This is a genomic window from Streptococcus respiraculi (assembly GCF_003595525.1).
GTDB lineage: Bacteria > Bacillota > Bacilli > Lactobacillales > Streptococcaceae > Streptococcus > Streptococcus respiraculi.
In genome coordinates, this window is record NZ_CP022680.1 from 543,926 (window position 1) to 560,708 (window position 16,783).

Sequence of the window (16,783 nt, forward strand, 5' to 3'; positions counted from 1 at the left end):
ATGATTTTTACATATAATAAGGAACATGTTGGCGATGTCCTCATGGTAATCGTTTCAGATAGCAAGGGTAAAAAGCTAGATGTTGACCGTAAGGATAATGTAGCCCGTATCTTTCAGCTAGACAATCAAGAAACCGTTGCATGGAATATTTTTCAAGTGTCTAGCTTGATTGATATTGCAGGATGTGGCCAAGTCTTTTTAACAGACGAAGAGGTGGCTATTCTCAATCAAGAATTACAAAACGAAGGCTTTGCAGAACGTTTGGTGAATGATAATGCTCCGAAATTTGTGGTCGGAGAAATTGTCGAGCTAGCGGCTCATCCAGACAGTGATCACTTGAATATCTGTCAAGTCAAGGTAGCAGAAGACAAGGTCATCCAAATCGTTGCAGGTGCGCCTAATGCGGTTCTTGGTTTGAAGACTATTGTTGCCTTGCCAGGTGCTATGATGCCAAATGGGAGCTTGATTTTTCCAGGTGAATTGCGTGGCGAAAAGAGTTTTGGCATGATGTGCAGTCCTCGTGAGTTGCAACTGCCGAATGCGCCACAAAAACGCGGTATTATTGAGTTGGATCCAAGTGAGGTGGTTGGAACACCTTTTGCTCCTGCAAAACATTGGCAACTATCATAAAAAATGAAAAAAGTTGGTTCGACCAGCTTTTTTTATATTTTTTTCGAATAGAAAAGTAGGAGGATAAAAAATGTATAATAAAGTCATTATGATCGGGCGTTTAACGACCAAACCTGAAGTAAACCAGACAGCAAGTGGCAAACATGTCACCCGCATCACGGTAGCCGTCAATCGGCGATTTAAAACTGAAAACGGTGATCGTGAAGCTGATTTCATCACAGCTATCTTTTGGGGGAAATTAGCGGAGACCTTGGCTTCCTATGGAGGAAAAGGAAGCTTGGTTTCCATTGACGGCGAGTTGCGTACGCGGAAATACGAAAAAAATGGTCAAAATCAATACGTGACAGAAGTTCTTGGCCAGTCCTTTCAATTGCTAGAAAGCCGTGCTCAACGTGCTATTCGAGAGAACAATATAGGAGAAGACTTAGCTGATTTAGTCTTAGAAGATGAAGAAGAACTACCGTTCTAGAGAGTTGTATTGTTCTACAATACCCGTTCCTTGTTTCCCTATCGGTCTCGGGTCGGATTTCTGAAAAGGTAAGGAAATCCTCTTGATTATTTTTGACCAAATGATATAATAAAAACAGGCATTAGCACTCGTAGATGTAGAGTGCTAAAACAGAATGTATTCTTGGAGGTATAATATGCTAAAGCCATTAAGTGACCGAGTGGTCGTGAAAGTAGAAGAACAAGAAGAACAAACAGTTGGCGGGTTTGTGCTTGCTGGACATGCGCATGAAACAACTAAAACAGCGCAGGTGCTTGCTGTTGGAGAAGGAATCCGCACATTGACAGGCGAATTGGTGCCTTCTGGCGTGAAAGCTGGTGATAAAGTTCTGCTTGAAAACCATGCAGGTATTGAAGTAAAAGATGGCGACGAGAAACTATTGCTCATTCGTGAAGCAGATATTCTTGCAATCGTCGAATAGTTAGGGAGGAAATAAACATGTCAAAAGAGATTAAATTTTCATCAGATGCCCGTAGCAGCATGGTGCGAGGAGTAGACATCTTAGCAGATACAGTAAAGGTTACCTTGGGACCTAAAGGACGTAATGTCGTGCTTGAAAAAGCTTTTGGCTCACCTTTGATTACCAATGACGGTGTGACGATCGCTAAAGAAATTGAATTAGAAGACCATTTTGAAAATATGGGTGCCAAGTTGGTGTCAGAAGTTGCTTCTAAGACAAATGACATCGCAGGTGACGGAACAACAACCGCAACTGTTTTGACCCAAGCCATTGTCCGTGAAGGGATTAAAAATGTAACTGCAGGAGCAAACCCAATCGGTATCCGTCGCGGAATTGAAACAGCAGTCCGAGCGGCAGTAGAAGCCCTCAAGGCAAACTCTGTCCCAGTCGCTAACAAAGAAGCAATTGCTCAGGTTGCAGCCGTATCATCACGTAGCGCTAAAGTCGGCGAATACATCAGTGAAGCTATGGAGAAAGTCGGCAAAGACGGGGTCATCACCATCGAAGAGTCTAAAGGTATGGAGACTGAACTTGATGTCGTAGAAGGGATGCAGTTTGACCGTGGCTACCTTTCTCAGTACATGGTGACAGACAATGAGAAAATGGTAGCAGAGCTTGATAATCCGTATATCTTGATTACCGATAAGAAGATTTCAAACATTCAAGAAATCTTGCCATTGCTTGAAAGTATTCTTCAAAGTAGTCGTCCACTCTTGATTATCGCAGATGACGTGGATGGAGAAGCGCTTCCTACCCTCGTCTTGAACAAGATTCGTGGAACGTTCAACGTTGTCGCTGTCAAAGCGCCAGGATTTGGTGACCGCCGTAAAGCTATGCTTGAGGACATCGCAATCTTGACAGGTGGTACGGTGATTACAGATGATCTCGGTCTTGAATTGAAAGATGCAACGATTGAAGCTCTTGGTCAAGCGTCTAAAGTTAGCGTTGATAAGGATACGACAGTTATCGTTGAAGGTACCGGTGATGTAGCAGCGATTGCTCATCGCATCGGTGTCATTAAAGCGCAAATTGAAACAACGACATCAGAATTTGACCGTGAGAAATTACAAGAACGCTTGGCAAAATTGTCAGGCGGTGTCGCAGTGATTAAGGTCGGAGCAGCGACAGAAACAGAGTTGAAAGAAATGAAACTCCGCATCGAAGATGCTCTCAATGCCACTCGTGCCGCTGTTGAAGAAGGGATTGTAGCAGGCGGTGGAACAGCTTTTGTCAATGTTATCGACGCCGTTGCAGGTATTGAGGCAAAAGGCGATGAAGCAACGGGACGCAACATAGTCCTTCGTGCTTTGGAAGAGCCGGTTCGTCAAATTGCTCTTAACGCAGGCTTTGAAGGCTCTATTGTGATTGACCGTTTGAAAAACTCAGAAGCTGGAATAGGTTTCAATGCAGCAACAGGTGAATGGGTCAATATGATTGAAGCAGGAATTATCGACCCTGTTAAGGTGACGCGCTCCGCCCTTCAAAATGCTGCTAGCGTTGCAAGTCTCATTTTAACCACAGAAGCCGTTGTCGCAAACAAACCAGAACCAGCTACCCCAGCTCCAGCAATGGACCCAAGCATGATGGGTGGTATGATGTAAGAGAGAATGAAAGAGGCTGAGACAAAAGTGTTCGGCCTCGTTTCTTTTATAACGTGAGCAGTTTGACGCAGTAGTTGTCTGGTTTGTAAAACGTTGATAAATCAACATTCTACAAACCTAGTCAACCTTGCGGGGTATTAAAAGTCCAGTGGACTGTTAATACTTGAGCCTAAAAATGAGAAAGCGAGAGCGACAAAATCGATTTCTACGAAATCACGATTTTTCTCCCACTCCCTTTTTGCGTGCTATGGAGTTACTAATAGAATGATGAAAGATAATGTTTACTAGGTAGATGGAGTTGTTCTGTTATCTGCCTATTTTGCCGCCAAAGAAAGCTAGTCATTCAATAAAATAATCAGCAAATTGTACCTTTGTCAATGATGTGAGACCAAACTATTATTTTTAGAAACCATGATATGCTATTCTATCTCCAAGGAGCTAGCTCCTTGGAGAAATTTTCTTGTTTCAATAGGGGATTTCCAACCTAGGCTCTGCATGGGGAGTCTGTTAGAGGTGTAGAGGTATCGTTTCATCTGCCTGATGAGGTCATCGTAGGAGTAGAATCGCAAGTGTTGGTAAAAGCGTCTGTTATCGTTTCTGTGGCTGCGTTCCACTTTGCCGTTGTGTCTAGGTGTTCGCGGTCGAATGAGCTTGTGCACTATGCCCAGCTCTTTACAAAGCACATCCAAGGGGTGAATCTGCTTGGTTTCCTTGAAGTGAGTAAACTCAAATCCATTGTCGGTCTGAATAATTTGTGGCTTGTAGCGAAAGTGTTTGATGGCCATTTTGACAAACTGGACAGTGGAGTAAGAGGACTGTTCCTTGAAGGGATAGATAAATCGCTCTCTGCTTGCTTCGTCAATGACAGTGTACTGGTAAAATTTTTCAGGCATCGTGCCAGTGTAACAGTGCTTAGGGACGTACTTCACGTCCATTTGCCACTTGATTCCTAATTTCGTGGGTGTATCATAGGGTTTAGGAACATAGGCCTCTTTCTTGGTTTCAACCGCCTTGAAGAATCCCATTTTTCTCAAGACCCGAAAGAGAGAGCAAGGGTGTCTGTCGTATCCCTTGTTGGCTCTTAGCTTGTAGAAAATCTCGATGAGGGTTGCATTTGGATTTCTGCGGATACAGTTTTTAATCCACCTGATTTCTTGCTCAGTATGAGCTTTGGGGTGAGTTTTGTGTGGTCTGTGGGACTTATCTTTGAGAGAGTCCTTGGTTCCGTCAAATCGCTTATTCCAGCGCATGAGAGAGGCTTTTGAGACCTTATACCGCCTGCAGATGAAGGCGACAGAAGCCCCACCACGATACGTTTTCACCGCGTGGTAACGTGTGTCGAGCGTATGTGGCAAATAACGAAGGTTTTGTGGTATACTAGTCATGAGAAGATTCCTTTATGAGAAGTGTGGTTACTTTTATCATATCAGGTTTCTTCTTTTTTGTACTCAGGTCTCACATCTATTGTAAGGTAACACATTCAATAAAATAATCAGCAAATATAGTTGACACAAGGCCTTGGTTATGTTATGATGATAGACGGTACTTTTTACTTTTGGTCTCTCAAAAGTGTACAGAGACGTGCTGACAAATAGTTGCAAAGTACACACAGATAGGGGCTGTCACCAAGTGCTCTATCAACCAAAAATAAAAATTTATACAGGAGAATGTAGATGCCTACAATTAACCAGTTGGTACGTAAACCACGTAAGTCTAAAGTAGAAAAATCTAAATCACCAGCTTTGAACGTTGGTTACAACAGCCGTAAAAAAGTTCAAACAAACGTTTCTTCACCACAAAAACGTGGTGTTGCGACTCGTGTCGGAACAATGACACCTAAAAAACCTAACTCAGCCCTTCGTAAATTCGCTCGTGTACGTTTGAGCAACTTGATCGAAGTAACTGCTTATATCCCAGGTATCGGACACAACTTGCAAGAGCACAGCGTGGTGCTTCTTCGTGGTGGACGTGTAAAAGACCTTCCAGGGGTACGTTACCATATCGTTCGTGGTGCGCTTGATACAGCAGGTGTAACTGATCGTAAACAAGGCCGTTCTAAATACGGTACAAAACGTCCAAAAGGGTAAGAAAGGGGATAAAGATAAATGAGTCGTAAAAACCAAGCGCCTAAGCGCGAAGTATTGCCAGATCCGCTTTACAATTCAAAATTAGTAACACGTTTGATCAACCGCGTTATGCTTGACGGAAAACGTGGTACAGCGGCTTCTATCGTATACGGAGCCTTTGATCAAATCAAAGAAGCTACTGGAAACGATGCACTTGAAGTATTTGAAACAGCAATGGAAAACATCATGCCTGTACTTGAAGTACGTGCACGCCGTGTGGGTGGATCTAACTACCAAGTCCCAGTTGAAGTTCGTCCAGAACGTCGCACTACTCTTGGACTTCGTTGGTTGGTAACAATTGCACGTAACCGTGGTGAGCACACAATGGTTGACCGCCTTGCAAAAGAAATTATGGATGCAGCAAACAACACAGGTGCAGCTGTTAAAAAACGTGAAGATACACACCGTATGGCAGAAGCCAACCGCGCGTTTGCACACTTCCGTTGGTAATCTAAGATGTGAGGACGTTAAGAAAGTTCAAGGAAAAATAGAAAATCTTTGCAGAACGCTTGAGCGTTCAAGAAGATTTGTCTTTTTTCCAAAACTTTTAGTCCGAACTCAATTACATTAAGATACAGAGACGTAGAGAGCAAGGACAAAATAGGAGAACTGACAACGAAGCTTCAGCTTCTAGGAAGTTTTATCCCTAAAGGGAGCCACATCTGTAATTAGCTAAAGCTAAAACAGTTGCGTCTCTCTTAGGCAGACATTTGTAGCCTGAGTTCAATTCAATTAAAATGTGAGGACTTTTCGTCCAAACTCAATTAGCAAAATTGCTCGGTAGTATCTTTTTACCACTTTACAAAAAAAGCATTTGAGAACGGGTAGGTCCTGCCTATCCGTTCTTTTCTAAAATATGCTATAATAAGATGTAACTAAATTTAACTAAAATAGGAGAACATAATGGCACGCGAATTTTCATTAGAAAAAACTCGTAATATTGGTATCATGGCCCACGTCGATGCCGGTAAAACAACAACAACTGAGCGTATTCTTTACTACACTGGTAAAATTCACAAAATCGGTGAAACACACGAAGGTGCTTCTCAAATGGACTGGATGGAGCAAGAGCAAGAACGTGGTATCACCATCACATCTGCTGCGACAACTGCACAATGGAACAACCACCGCGTAAATATCATCGACACACCAGGACACGTGGACTTCACTATCGAAGTACAACGCTCTCTTCGTGTATTGGATGGTGCGGTAACCGTTCTTGACTCACAATCAGGAGTTGAGCCGCAAACTGAAACAGTTTGGCGCCAAGCAACTGAGTACGGAGTTCCTCGTATCGTATTTGCTAACAAAATGGATAAAATCGGTGCAGACTTCCTTTACTCAGTAAGCACACTTCATGAGCGCTTGCAAGCAAATGCTCACCCAATTCAATTGCCAATCGGTGCAGAAGATGATTTCCGTGGTATCATCGACTTGATTAAGATGAAAGCTGAAATCTACACAAATGACCTTGGTACAGACATTCTTGAAGAAGATATTCCAGCTGAATACCTTGACCAAGCTCAAGAATACCGTGAAAAATTGGTAGAAGCAGTTGCTGAAACAGATGAAGATTTGATGATGAAATACCTTGAGGGTGAAGAAATCACAAATGAAGAATTGAAAGCAGCAATCCGTAAAGCAACCATCAACGTTGAATTCTTCCCAGTATTGTGTGGTTCTGCCTTCAAAAACAAAGGTGTTCAATTGATGCTTGATGCGGTTATCGACTATCTTCCAAGTCCAGTTGATATTCCAGCAATCAAAGGTATCAACCCAGATACAGATGCTGAAGAAGAGCGTCCAGCTTCAGATGAAGAGCCGTTTGCAGCCCTTGCCTTCAAGATCATGACTGACCCATTCGTAGGTCGTTTGACATTCTTCCGTGTGTACTCAGGTGTTCTTAACTCAGGTTCATATGTTATGAATACTTCTAAAGGCAAACGTGAGCGTATCGGACGTATCCTTCAAATGCACGCAAACAGCCGTCAAGAAATTGAAACTGTTTACTCAGGTGATATTGCTGCTGCCGTTGGTTTGAAAGATACAACAACTGGTGATTCATTGACAGACGAAAAAGCAAAAGTTATCCTTGAATCAATCAACGTTCCAGAACCAGTTATCCAATTGATGGTTGAGCCAAAATCTAAGGCAGACCAAGACAAGATGGGTATTGCCCTTTCTAAATTGGCTGAAGAAGATCCGACATTCCGTGTTGAAACAAACGTTGAAACTGGTGAAACAGTCATCTCTGGTATGGGCGAGCTTCACTTGGATGTCCTTGTTGACCGTATGCGTCGTGAGTTCAAAGTTGAAGCAAACGTAGGTGCTCCTCAAGTATCTTACCGTGAAACATTCCGTGCTTCAACACAAGCTCGTGGATTCTTCAAACGTCAATCAGGTGGTAAAGGTCAGTTCGGTGATGTATGGATTGAATTTACTCCAAACGAAGAAGGAAAAGGATTCGAGTTTGAAAATGCAATCGTCGGTGGTGTGGTTCCACGTGAATTTATCCCAGCGGTTGAAAAAGGTTTGGTTGAGTCTATGGCAAATGGTGTTCTTGCTGGATACCCAATCGTTGACGTAAAAGCAAAACTTTACGACGGTTCATACCACGATGTCGACTCATCTGAAACTGCCTTTAAAGTTGCGGCCTCTCTTGCCCTTAAAGAAGCAGCAAAATCTGCACAACCAGTTATCCTTGAGCCAATGATGCTTGTAACGATTACTGCACCAGAAGACAACCTTGGTGACGTTATGGGACACGTAACAGCTCGTCGTGGACGTGTAGACGGTATGGAAGCTCGTGGTAACACACAAATCGTTCGTGCTTACGTGCCACTTGCTGAAATGTTCGGTTATGCAACTGTTCTTCGTTCAGCAACACAAGGACGCGGTACTTTCATGATGGTATTTGACCACTACGAAGATGTACCTAAGTCAGTACAAGACGAAATCATCAAGAAAAACGGCGGTAACGCTTAATTAAAATGTAAAGGATAGGAGGGATTTTCCCGCCTATCCTTGTTTTGTAATAGAAAGCGAGTTTATGGAAAAAGGGCACGCCGTCAACTGTAGTGGGTGACTGATAGCCTAATACTCATTGAAATTCAAAAATAACCAACTTATCCACCATTGATAACCTAAAAACATATAAAGTGATTACATTGACAAGGTTAAGATAGTGACTGGGTCGGGTTAAAAATACAGTAAGCCGAATGTGTTTAAACATAGGATGCTTTTGCAGTAGCGGTATTATAGGAGTGGGACTCAATCGTGATTTCGTGGAAATCGATTAACCTCACTCCGTTCTTTCTAGGTTCAGGCGAATATAATCCACTGGATTATCCTCGCTTTCGAATTTCTAGGCTCGGGCTAAAATAATCCACTGGATTTATCCTCGCTTTCGAATTTCTAAGCTCGGGCTAAAATAATCCACTGGATTATCCTCGCTTTCGAATTTCTAAGCTCGGGCTAAAATAATCCACTGGATTATTTTACTCCCACCTCGCAAGTTGACTAGCTTCCACAATTGAGAATTGTGGAAGGTTGGAAATAGAACGAGCGCAGCTAGCCCCTTGCAATTGGGAATTGTGCAAGGTTAGAAATAAGGCTAGCGAAGAAATGTTCGCTAGCCTCTTCTAATAGAACGCTGATTTATCAACATTTTACAAACCAGACAATTCCTGCGTCAAACTATTAAAGCTATAAAAGTAGCAAGGCTGACCACTTTTGTCTCAGCCTCAAATAACGGAAATTTTGAGACCCGAGACTCAACATTTAACAATGGAACTCCGAAGGAAGGTTGCTTGCGTTAAGCACTATCTAATAAAGTATCGAAAAATGCGAATGGTGATGGTAATAGAGTATAAGTACAAGAGAAGACGAAATTTGTCTTCCCTTTTTATCTCTCTTGAATTCTAGGAGGCAAGCTAGAACCCAGATCGTTTTACTGTTCAAAGCTAGGAAGAGGCGTTTCTTGCAGAGGCAAATGGGGAAATAAGCAGCTAATCTGTTGACTAATAAGAAAACTTCTATTCGTAGATTGTGTGTTTATAAAGAGTTTTAGGTGTAAAAAATCGTCAACCAAGAGGGCTGACGATTGTTCATTATAAATAGCCGTAGTAGGGGCGCTGTACTAGACTTTGATGAAGCCAGTTAATAAGCGTAATAAAGTCAAAAACAGGAAGTCCGACACGGGATTGGATTTTTGCAGCGTATGGAGGAAGATCGCTACATTCGAGTAGAATAGCTCCGATTTCAGGATGTTTTTCCAGTAGTTTTTCAACTATATCAGCCAAGTCGTTTCCTAATTTTTCGTGTTCCAGATGTGTCTTGTTCCAGCGAATAGGGGCAAAACTTTCTAAACTACCGATTTCTTTTACAATACAGTCATCAATAGTAGTGTTGGCTTTTTGGAAAAAGTCACGATTAGCTCCTTCGCCATCAGCTACCAAAACGGCAATTTTTTGATCAGCTTTTAATCCCATCTTAATAAGAGGAATTTGGAGGACGCTAGAAAGATAGACTGGAATGGATACGGCATGTTTAATTTCTTCTTGGAAATGATTGAAATAACCGCAAGCACCGATGATGGCTCGAACGCCTTTCTTCTCTAATCGTTGGGCAGCTTCAATAATCACTGGTAAAATTTCAGCTTTTCCTTGGAAAAGGTCCTCAATTTCAATATCGATAACTTCGTATAGAACTGGAAAGTTAAAGGTTGTTGCGTTGACGACATTACCAGGCATTTTGACATAGTCGAAATCAATGGCAATGATACCAAGAGCGATTCCTGCAACAGGTGTCGGTATAACGTGATGGGTTCGCTCTATTTTTTGTGGATTATCTAGATATGTATAGTGGTGTTGGCTCATTTTAGTTAGCCTTTCTAAAGTTCCCATTTTCAAGATAGTCTAGTATCTCTTCAGAAGAAAGATGTGCCAAATCAAGGTCATTCAGGGTTAGTCCTGTATCGTAGAAATCTTGTCCTGTCATCACAGAACCAAGAGTAATCATACTGTCGATAACCGGAGTTGCAACACCATATTTTTTCCCTAATTCATGATAGAGATGGCAGCCAACAGGAATATCTTCTGTGATGTAACGGTCGTGGATGCTAAATGGCCCCGTACCATAAGCCATAGGAAATTGCTCTTCAAATGGAACAATGCAGTCATCCCCCATATACTCAGGGCCTAAGATACTGGTACGTGATAAAAAGTTTTTCTTAGGATAGCGTTGCAAGTCCACACCGATTTTCTCGGCTAATGTAACTTGTTCCAGATAAAATGCGTATTGGACCTCGGCGACAGATTCACTATAAGCATGAGAGTAGATAGAATAAGAATATTTATCATTGCCTCCAAAGATTCGTCCCCAGTTTTCCATTACGCTGGCACCTAAGATTGTTCCTGGTACATGGAGGACAGGGTTGACATTGCTAAAACCGATGTCAAGAACCGTTTTCCCACCAGTTGCTCCTTGGCCATTAGTGATAGCATCGAAGCTGCCAATAGCTTTAGAACTCTCCAAAAAAGTGTCTTGGTCAGTACTTGGAAGGCTAGCCCCACGCAGGGTAATTGCTCGGTATTTTAGTTCAATTTTTGGTGTCAAAACGCCGCCCTCTTTAATGATACGAGAGCCGTATGGGGCACTAGACCAGCCACCGACAATGATGTCTTTTTGGCAGTTTAACTCGCGCATTTTTTTCCGCAATTTGAGACTGCCAAAGTTGTCAGGTATGATGTGGACAATCATACCATCTTCCAGAACAGGAACTAATTTTTCAAAAAAAGTATCGTGAGCGACAGATGGAACGGTTACGAGGACAAGGCGAGTTCCTCTTACTGCCTCAGCAATATCTGTTGTTACGAGGTCGAAATGAGCTTTTCCGCTTCGTTCAAAAGCAAAAAGGTTATTTTGTCCTGTTTGAGCAATCGTAACTCCTGTTTTTTCAACATCTTTGAGAGTGATTGGGGCAAATTCTGGTAATTCATAAAGGTGAACGGTATTGCCTGCGAGAACAGAATCCGCTGCAACGGCTTTTCCGACTGCTCCGGCTCCTAATACTGCAATGGGGTGGTTTTTCAATTCTTGAATATCCATATTTGTCTCCTTATAAGATATGTTTTCCTTTATTTTATCATAATTTTAAAATGGAGTAGTTTGTATTTTTTTATCAAGGTCATAGGAAATAACTATCAAGGCTTGTTAAAATTTCTTTCTGAAAAAAGAAAATCATTTGCAATTTTATCAAGTTCATTATATAATAGTAATGTTGAAAGATAGCTTGGATATTTGCAAGTTAAAATTTTCACATAAGGATTAAAAGGCTTGCCTTTTAAAATAAAAGAACTCGATTTTCATAAGGAGGAAATCATTCATGGTAGTTAAAGTTGGTATTAACGGTTTTGGACGTATCGGACGTCTTGCATTCCGTCGCATCCAAAATGTAGAAGGTGTTGAAGTAACTCGCATCAATGACCTTACAGATCCAGCAATGCTTGCACACTTGTTGAAATACGACACAACTCAAGGTCGTTTCGACGGTACTGTTGAAGTAAAAGATGGTGGATTCGAAGTTAACGGTAAATTCGTTAAAGTTTCTGCAGAACGCGAACCAGGCAACATTGACTGGGCTGCTGACGGTGTAGAAATCGTTCTTGAAGCTACAGGATTCTTCACTTCTAAAGAAAAAGCTGAACAACACATCCACGCAAACGGTGCTAAAAAAGTTGTAATCACTGCACCTGGTGGAAATGATGTTAAAACAATCGTTTTCAACACTAACCACGACATTCTTGATGGAACTGAAACAGTTATCTCAGGTGCTTCATGTACTACAAACTGCTTGGCTCCAATGGCAAAAGCGCTTCATGACAACTTCGGTATCGTTGAAGGTTTGATGACTACAATCCACGGTTACACTGGTGACCAAATGGTTCTTGACGGACCACACCGTGGTGGTGACCTTCGTCGTGCTCGTGCTGCTGCAGCAAACATCGTTCCTAACTCAACTGGTGCTGCTAAAGCAATTGGTCTTGTAATTCCAGAATTGAACGGTAAATTGGATGGAGCTGCACAACGTGTTCCTGTTCCAACTGGATCAGTTACTGAATTGGTAGCGGTTCTTGATAAGAACGTTACAGCTGACGAAGTAAATGCTGCAATGAAAGCTGCTTCAAACGAGTCTTACGGTTACACTGAAGATGCAATCGTTTCTTCAGATATCGTAGGTATCTCATTTGGTTCATTGTTCGACGCAACTCAAACTAAAGTTCTTGATGTTGACGGCAAGCAATTGGTGAAAGTTGTTTCTTGGTATGATAACGAAATGTCTTACACTTCACAACTTGTTCGTACTCTTGAATACTTTGCAAAAATCGCAAAATAATAAGCTGAAAGGCGAGGTCGTTTGACCTTGCTTTTTTGTTGGTGAATTGTCTGTCTTCGGTGAGAATTTTTGTGAAATCTTTCCCATAATTTCCAAAATATGGTATAATGAGAGGGTATAAAATAAAGAATAGGAGTTTTTGTAAAATGGCAAAACTTACTGTAAAAGACGTTGACTTGAAAGGCAAGAAAGTCCTTGTTCGTGTTGACTTTAATGTGCCTTTGAAAGATGGCGTGATTACAAATGATAACCGCATTTCAGCGGCGCTTCCAACAATCAAGTACATTCTTGAGCAAGGTGGTCGTGCAGTGCTCTTCTCTCACCTTGGTCGTGTGAAAGAAGAAGCGGATAAAGAAGGAAAATCTCTTGCGCCAGTTGCTGCTAACTTGGCAGAAAAATTGGGTCAAGATGTGGTCTTCATTCCGGGAGCAACTCGTGGTGCAGAACTTGAAGCAGCAATCAACGCTCTTGAAGATGGACAAGTTCTTTTGGTTGAAAACACTCGTTTTGAAGATGTGGACGGCAAGAAAGAGTCTAAAAATGATGCAGAACTTGGTCAATATTGGGCTTCTCTTGGAGATGGCATTTTTGTCAATGACGCATTTGGTACAGCTCACCGTGCGCACGCTTCAAACGTAGGTATCTCAGCAAATGTTGAAAAAGCAGTTGCTGGTTTCCTTCTTGAAAATGAAATTGCTTATATCCAAGAAGCGGTTGAAAACCCAGTTCGTCCATTTGTTGCGATTCTTGGTGGTTCAAAAGTTTCTGATAAGATTGGTGTAATCGAAAACCTTCTTGAAAAAGCAGATAAAGTCCTTATCGGTGGAGGTATGACCTACACATTCTACAAAGCACAAGGTATTGAAATCGGAAACTCACTTGTAGAAGAAGATAAGCTCGACGTAGCGAAAGCTCTTCTTGAAAAAGCAAATGGGAAATTAATCTTGCCAGTTGACTCTAAAGAAGCAAATGCTTTTGCTGACTACACAGAAGTCCGTGATACAGATGCTGAAGCAGTTTCTGAAGGCTTCCTTGGTCTTGACATCGGTCCAAAATCAATTGCTAAATTTGACGAAGCTCTTACAGGTGCGAAAACAGTTGTTTGGAACGGACCTATGGGTGTCTTTGAAAATCCTGACTTCCAAGCTGGAACAATCGGTGTGATGGATGCGATTGTCAAACAACCAGAAGTGAAATCAATCATCGGTGGTGGTGACTCAGCAGCAGCAGCCATCAACCTTGGCCGTGCAGATAAATTCTCATGGATTTCTACAGGTGGTGGAGCATCAATGGAGTTGTTAGAAGGTAAAGTATTACCAGGATTGGCAGCATTGACAGAAAAATAATCTTCTCATGATTTGAAGGCTAGAAAAGGTGTCGATGGGCACCTTTTCTAGCCTTCTAGAGTTTTTGAGAAGCTTAGCGAACGAGAGAATCTAGCAAGGTATAAAGTATTGTCAGGGTTGGCTGCATCGGCAGAAAATAATTCATCTAAAATAATGAAGATTAGAAAAAAGGCGCATCGAAGGCGTCTTTTCCTATGTTTTGTCGGGTTTTGTAATGGGCGGTAGCTTTAGATAATGAGTGCGAATGGCAGTAGCTCTCCCTTTAACATCATCAGCTTGGTAATTTAATGGTATAATAATAAGGAATAGATTTGTCGTTGATGAGAGGAAGTAGGCTTGTATGTTTAAAAAATATCGATTTAATCCCAAGCAGTTTAAGTTGGGCATGCGGACTTTGAAGTCAGGAGTAGCGGTTTTTTTTGTGATTTTACTCTTTGGCTTTTTTAGTCGTCAGGGTGCGCAGATTGCAGCACTGACAGCTGTTTTCAGTCTGCGTGAGGATTTTGATAAGAGTGTGCATTTTGGTGCTTCGCGGATTCTTGGGAACTCCATCGGTGGTCTCTATGCGCTAATCTTTTTCATTTTAAATCAATGGTTTCGCGAGCATTTCTTAGTCACGCTAATGGTGGTTCCGATTTGTGTCATGTTAACGATTATGACCAATGTGGCCATGAATAATAAGCCGGGGATTATCGGTGGGGTGGCAGCTCTATTGATTATTACCCTGTCTATTCCGTCTGGAAATGCGATTCAGTATGTTTTTATCCGTGTGTTTGAAACCTTTGTCGGAGTATTTGTGGCAATTTTGGTAAATTCGGACATTGATAAAATAAAAAAACGGTTACAAAACGAATGATGTCAGAAAAACTTACATAAAATATTGACGAATGAGTAAATTTCTCCTATAATGGTAGGCAGAAAGGAGCTTATCATGAGAGAGAAAGAATTTCGTAGATCTTTAGCAGTTTTTCCGATTGGTAGTGTGATGAAGTTGACAGATTTGACCGCCCGTCAGATTCGCTATTATGAAGAGCAAGGCTTACTCCATCCATACCGCAATGAAGGCAATCGTAGACTCTATTCGCTTAATGATATGGACCAGTTACTAGAAATCAAGGATTTTCTAAACGAGGGGCTCAATATCGCGGCGATTAAGAAAGAGTATGCCAATCGTCAGGCTAGACCTCAGAAAGAGGCTGAAAGTTTGACGGATGAAGATGTACGCCGTATTCTCCGTGATGAACTTCGCAATCAAGGGCGCTTTTCTAACCCTACCAGTATTTTTCGTTAACCGTCCATACATGGACAGAGATGTATATTTGAAGAATTAAAGGAGACCATTTATGTCAATTACAGTAGCGGATATCAAACGGGATATTCAAGAGAAGAACGTCACTTTCATTCGCTTGATGTTTACTGATATCTTAGGAATTATGAAAAATGTTGAGATTCCAGCCACTGATGAACAAGTAGATAAGGTGTTATCAAATAAGGCCATGTTTGACGGCTCATCCATTGAAGGATTTGTCCGTATCAATGAATCAGACATGTACCTTTATCCTGATTTGAATACATGGACGATTTTCCCATGGGGGGATGAAAATGGTCGTGTAGCAGGTCTGATTTGTGACATTTATACGACAGAGGGGGAGCCGTTTTCAGGAGATCCTCGTGGGAATTTGAAAAAAGCTTTGCGCCACATGGAAGAGACAGGTTTTACTTCTTTTAACTTGGGACCTGAACCAGAATTTTTCCTCTTTAAAATGGACGAAAATGGCAATCCAACGCTTGAGGTGAATGACAAGGGGGGGTATTTTGATCTTGCGCCAACAGACTTGGCTGATAATACCCGTCGTGAGATTGTCAATGTCTTGACCCAAATGGACTTTGAAGTTGAAGCGAGTCACCACGAAGTAGCGGTAGGTCAGCATGAAATTGACTTTAAATACGCAGATGTATTGAAAGCCTGTGATAATATTCAGATTTTCAAACTAGTAGTGAAAACCATTGCTCGCAAGCACGGTTTGTATGCGACCTTTATGGCAAAACCAAAGTTTGGTATTGCGGGTTCTGGTATGCACTGCAATATGTCACTGTTTGACAGCGAAGGCAATAATGCGTTCTATGATCCAGCAGATCCTCGTGGAATGCAGTTGTCAGAGACGGCTTATTATTTCTTGGGTGGTTTGATGAAGCATGCCTATAGTTATACAGCGATTATGAATCCAACGGTCAACTCTTACAAGCGTTTAGTACCGGGATTTGAAGCGCCTGTTTACATCGCCTGGGCTGGTCGCAATCGTTCGCCATTGATTCGTGTCCCTGCCTCTCGTGGTATGGGAACACGCTTGGAGTTGCGCTCGGTTGACCCAACAGCTAATCCTTATTTGGCAATGGCGGTCTTACTAGAATCTGGTCTTGACGGTGTGGAAAATAAGATTGAAGCGCCAGCGCCAGTGGAATCAAATATCTATGCCATGACAGAATCAGAGCGCCAACGTGCAGGTATTGTGGACTTGCCGTCTACGCTTCATAATGCGATTAAGGCCTTGCAAAAAGATGAGGTCGTAAAAGCAGCCTTGGGAGACCATATTTATACAAACTTTGTGGAAGCGAAGAAAATTGAGTGGGCAAGCTATGCGACCTATGTTTCGCAGTGGGAAATTGACCACTACCTAGACTTGTATTAAGAAGAGGGAAGGATGCCGAAAGGTGT

The 16,783-nt window shown here is 42.0% G+C and carries 15 protein-coding genes; 12 read left to right on the forward strand and 3 right to left on the reverse strand.

From position 1 onward, the window contains the following. From ytpR to groL, 4 genes are all read left to right on the forward strand, one after another. On the forward strand, positions 1 to 630 hold the full coding sequence (gene ytpR, locus CHF41_RS02780; RefSeq protein WP_119875888.1) for a YtpR family tRNA-binding protein: 630 nt from the start codon (positions 1 to 3) through the stop codon (positions 628 to 630). 70 nt (positions 631 to 700) lie between these two features. Further along, entirely contained in the window at positions 701 to 1,099 is a 399-nt protein-coding gene (locus CHF41_RS02785) for a single-stranded DNA-binding protein (protein WP_119875889.1), read from the forward strand. A gap of 175 nt (positions 1,100 to 1,274) precedes the next feature. Next, on the forward strand, positions 1,275 to 1,559 hold the full coding sequence (gene groES, locus CHF41_RS02790; RefSeq protein WP_119875890.1) for a co-chaperone GroES: 285 nt from the start codon (positions 1,275 to 1,277) through the stop codon (positions 1,557 to 1,559). Positions 1,560 to 1,576: 17 nt separating this feature from the next. Continuing rightward, a complete protein-coding gene (gene groL / locus CHF41_RS02795) occupies positions 1,577 to 3,199 on the forward strand; it encodes a chaperonin GroEL (protein ID WP_119875891.1) in 1,623 nt (540 codons plus the stop codon). 419 nt (positions 3,200 to 3,618) lie between these two features. Here groL and CHF41_RS02800 read toward each other — a convergent pair whose 3' ends face one another. Then, positions 3,619 to 4,584: a DDE-type integrase/transposase/recombinase gene (locus CHF41_RS02800; RefSeq protein WP_119875892.1), complete on the reverse strand. Its 966-nt coding sequence runs from the start codon at positions 4,582 to 4,584 to the stop codon at positions 3,619 to 3,621. 288 nt (positions 4,585 to 4,872) lie between these two features. Here CHF41_RS02800 and rpsL point away from each other — a divergent pair, with 288 nt between their 5' ends. The 3 genes from rpsL (at position 4,873) to fusA (ending at position 8,310) form a co-directional block, all read left to right on the forward strand. Beyond that, positions 4,873 to 5,286 (forward strand): 30S ribosomal protein S12, encoded by a 414-nt coding sequence (gene rpsL / locus CHF41_RS02810; RefSeq protein ID WP_018379166.1) that lies wholly within the window; start codon positions 4,873 to 4,875, stop codon positions 5,284 to 5,286. A gap of 18 nt (positions 5,287 to 5,304) precedes the next feature. Next, a complete protein-coding gene (rpsG, locus tag CHF41_RS02815) occupies positions 5,305 to 5,775 on the forward strand; it encodes a 30S ribosomal protein S7 (RefSeq protein ID WP_067087676.1) in 471 nt (156 codons plus the stop codon). A 453-nt stretch (positions 5,776 to 6,228) separates the two neighbouring features. After that, on the forward strand, positions 6,229 to 8,310 hold the full coding sequence (fusA, locus tag CHF41_RS02820) for an elongation factor G (protein WP_119875893.1): 2,082 nt from the start codon (positions 6,229 to 6,231) through the stop codon (positions 8,308 to 8,310). A gap of 1,124 nt (positions 8,311 to 9,434) precedes the next feature. On the opposite strand, the gene CHF41_RS02825 is transcribed toward fusA, so the two are convergent. Together CHF41_RS02825 and CHF41_RS02830 are read right to left on the reverse strand one after the other, a co-directional pair. Then, on the reverse strand, positions 9,435 to 10,202 hold the full coding sequence (locus tag CHF41_RS02825; RefSeq protein WP_119877121.1) for an aspartate/glutamate racemase family protein: 768 nt from the start codon (positions 10,200 to 10,202) through the stop codon (positions 9,435 to 9,437). 1 nt (position 10,203) lies between these two features. Then, complete coding sequence (locus tag CHF41_RS02830) at positions 10,204 to 11,433, reverse strand: NAD/NADP octopine/nopaline dehydrogenase family protein (RefSeq protein WP_119875894.1); 1,230 nt, start codon at positions 11,431 to 11,433, stop codon at positions 10,204 to 10,206. Between the two features lie 277 nt (positions 11,434 to 11,710). Here CHF41_RS02830 and gap point away from each other — a divergent pair, with 277 nt between their 5' ends. The 5 genes from gap to glnA all read left to right on the forward strand — a co-directional run bounded on the left by gap (position 11,711) and on the right by glnA (position 16,757). Then, the gene (gene gap / locus CHF41_RS02835; RefSeq protein ID WP_075105329.1) at positions 11,711 to 12,721 is read left to right on the forward strand and encodes a type I glyceraldehyde-3-phosphate dehydrogenase; all 1,011 of its coding nucleotides are present in this window, start codon (positions 11,711 to 11,713) and stop codon (positions 12,719 to 12,721) included. Between the two features lie 146 nt (positions 12,722 to 12,867). Further along, the gene (locus CHF41_RS02840; protein WP_119875895.1) at positions 12,868 to 14,067 is read left to right on the forward strand and encodes a phosphoglycerate kinase; all 1,200 of its coding nucleotides are present in this window, start codon (positions 12,868 to 12,870) and stop codon (positions 14,065 to 14,067) included. A gap of 340 nt (positions 14,068 to 14,407) precedes the next feature. Then, positions 14,408 to 14,923, forward strand: a complete 516-nt coding sequence (locus tag CHF41_RS02845) for an FUSC family protein (protein WP_119875896.1) — start codon at positions 14,408 to 14,410, stop codon at positions 14,921 to 14,923. A gap of 75 nt (positions 14,924 to 14,998) precedes the next feature. Further along, entirely contained in the window at positions 14,999 to 15,358 is a 360-nt protein-coding gene (locus tag CHF41_RS02850) for a MerR family transcriptional regulator (RefSeq protein WP_119875897.1), read from the forward strand. Positions 15,359 to 15,410: 52 nt separating this feature from the next. Then, a complete protein-coding gene (glnA, locus tag CHF41_RS02855; protein WP_119875898.1) occupies positions 15,411 to 16,757 on the forward strand; it encodes a type I glutamate--ammonia ligase in 1,347 nt (448 codons plus the stop codon). The last annotated feature ends 26 nt before the right edge of the window (positions 16,758 to 16,783 follow it).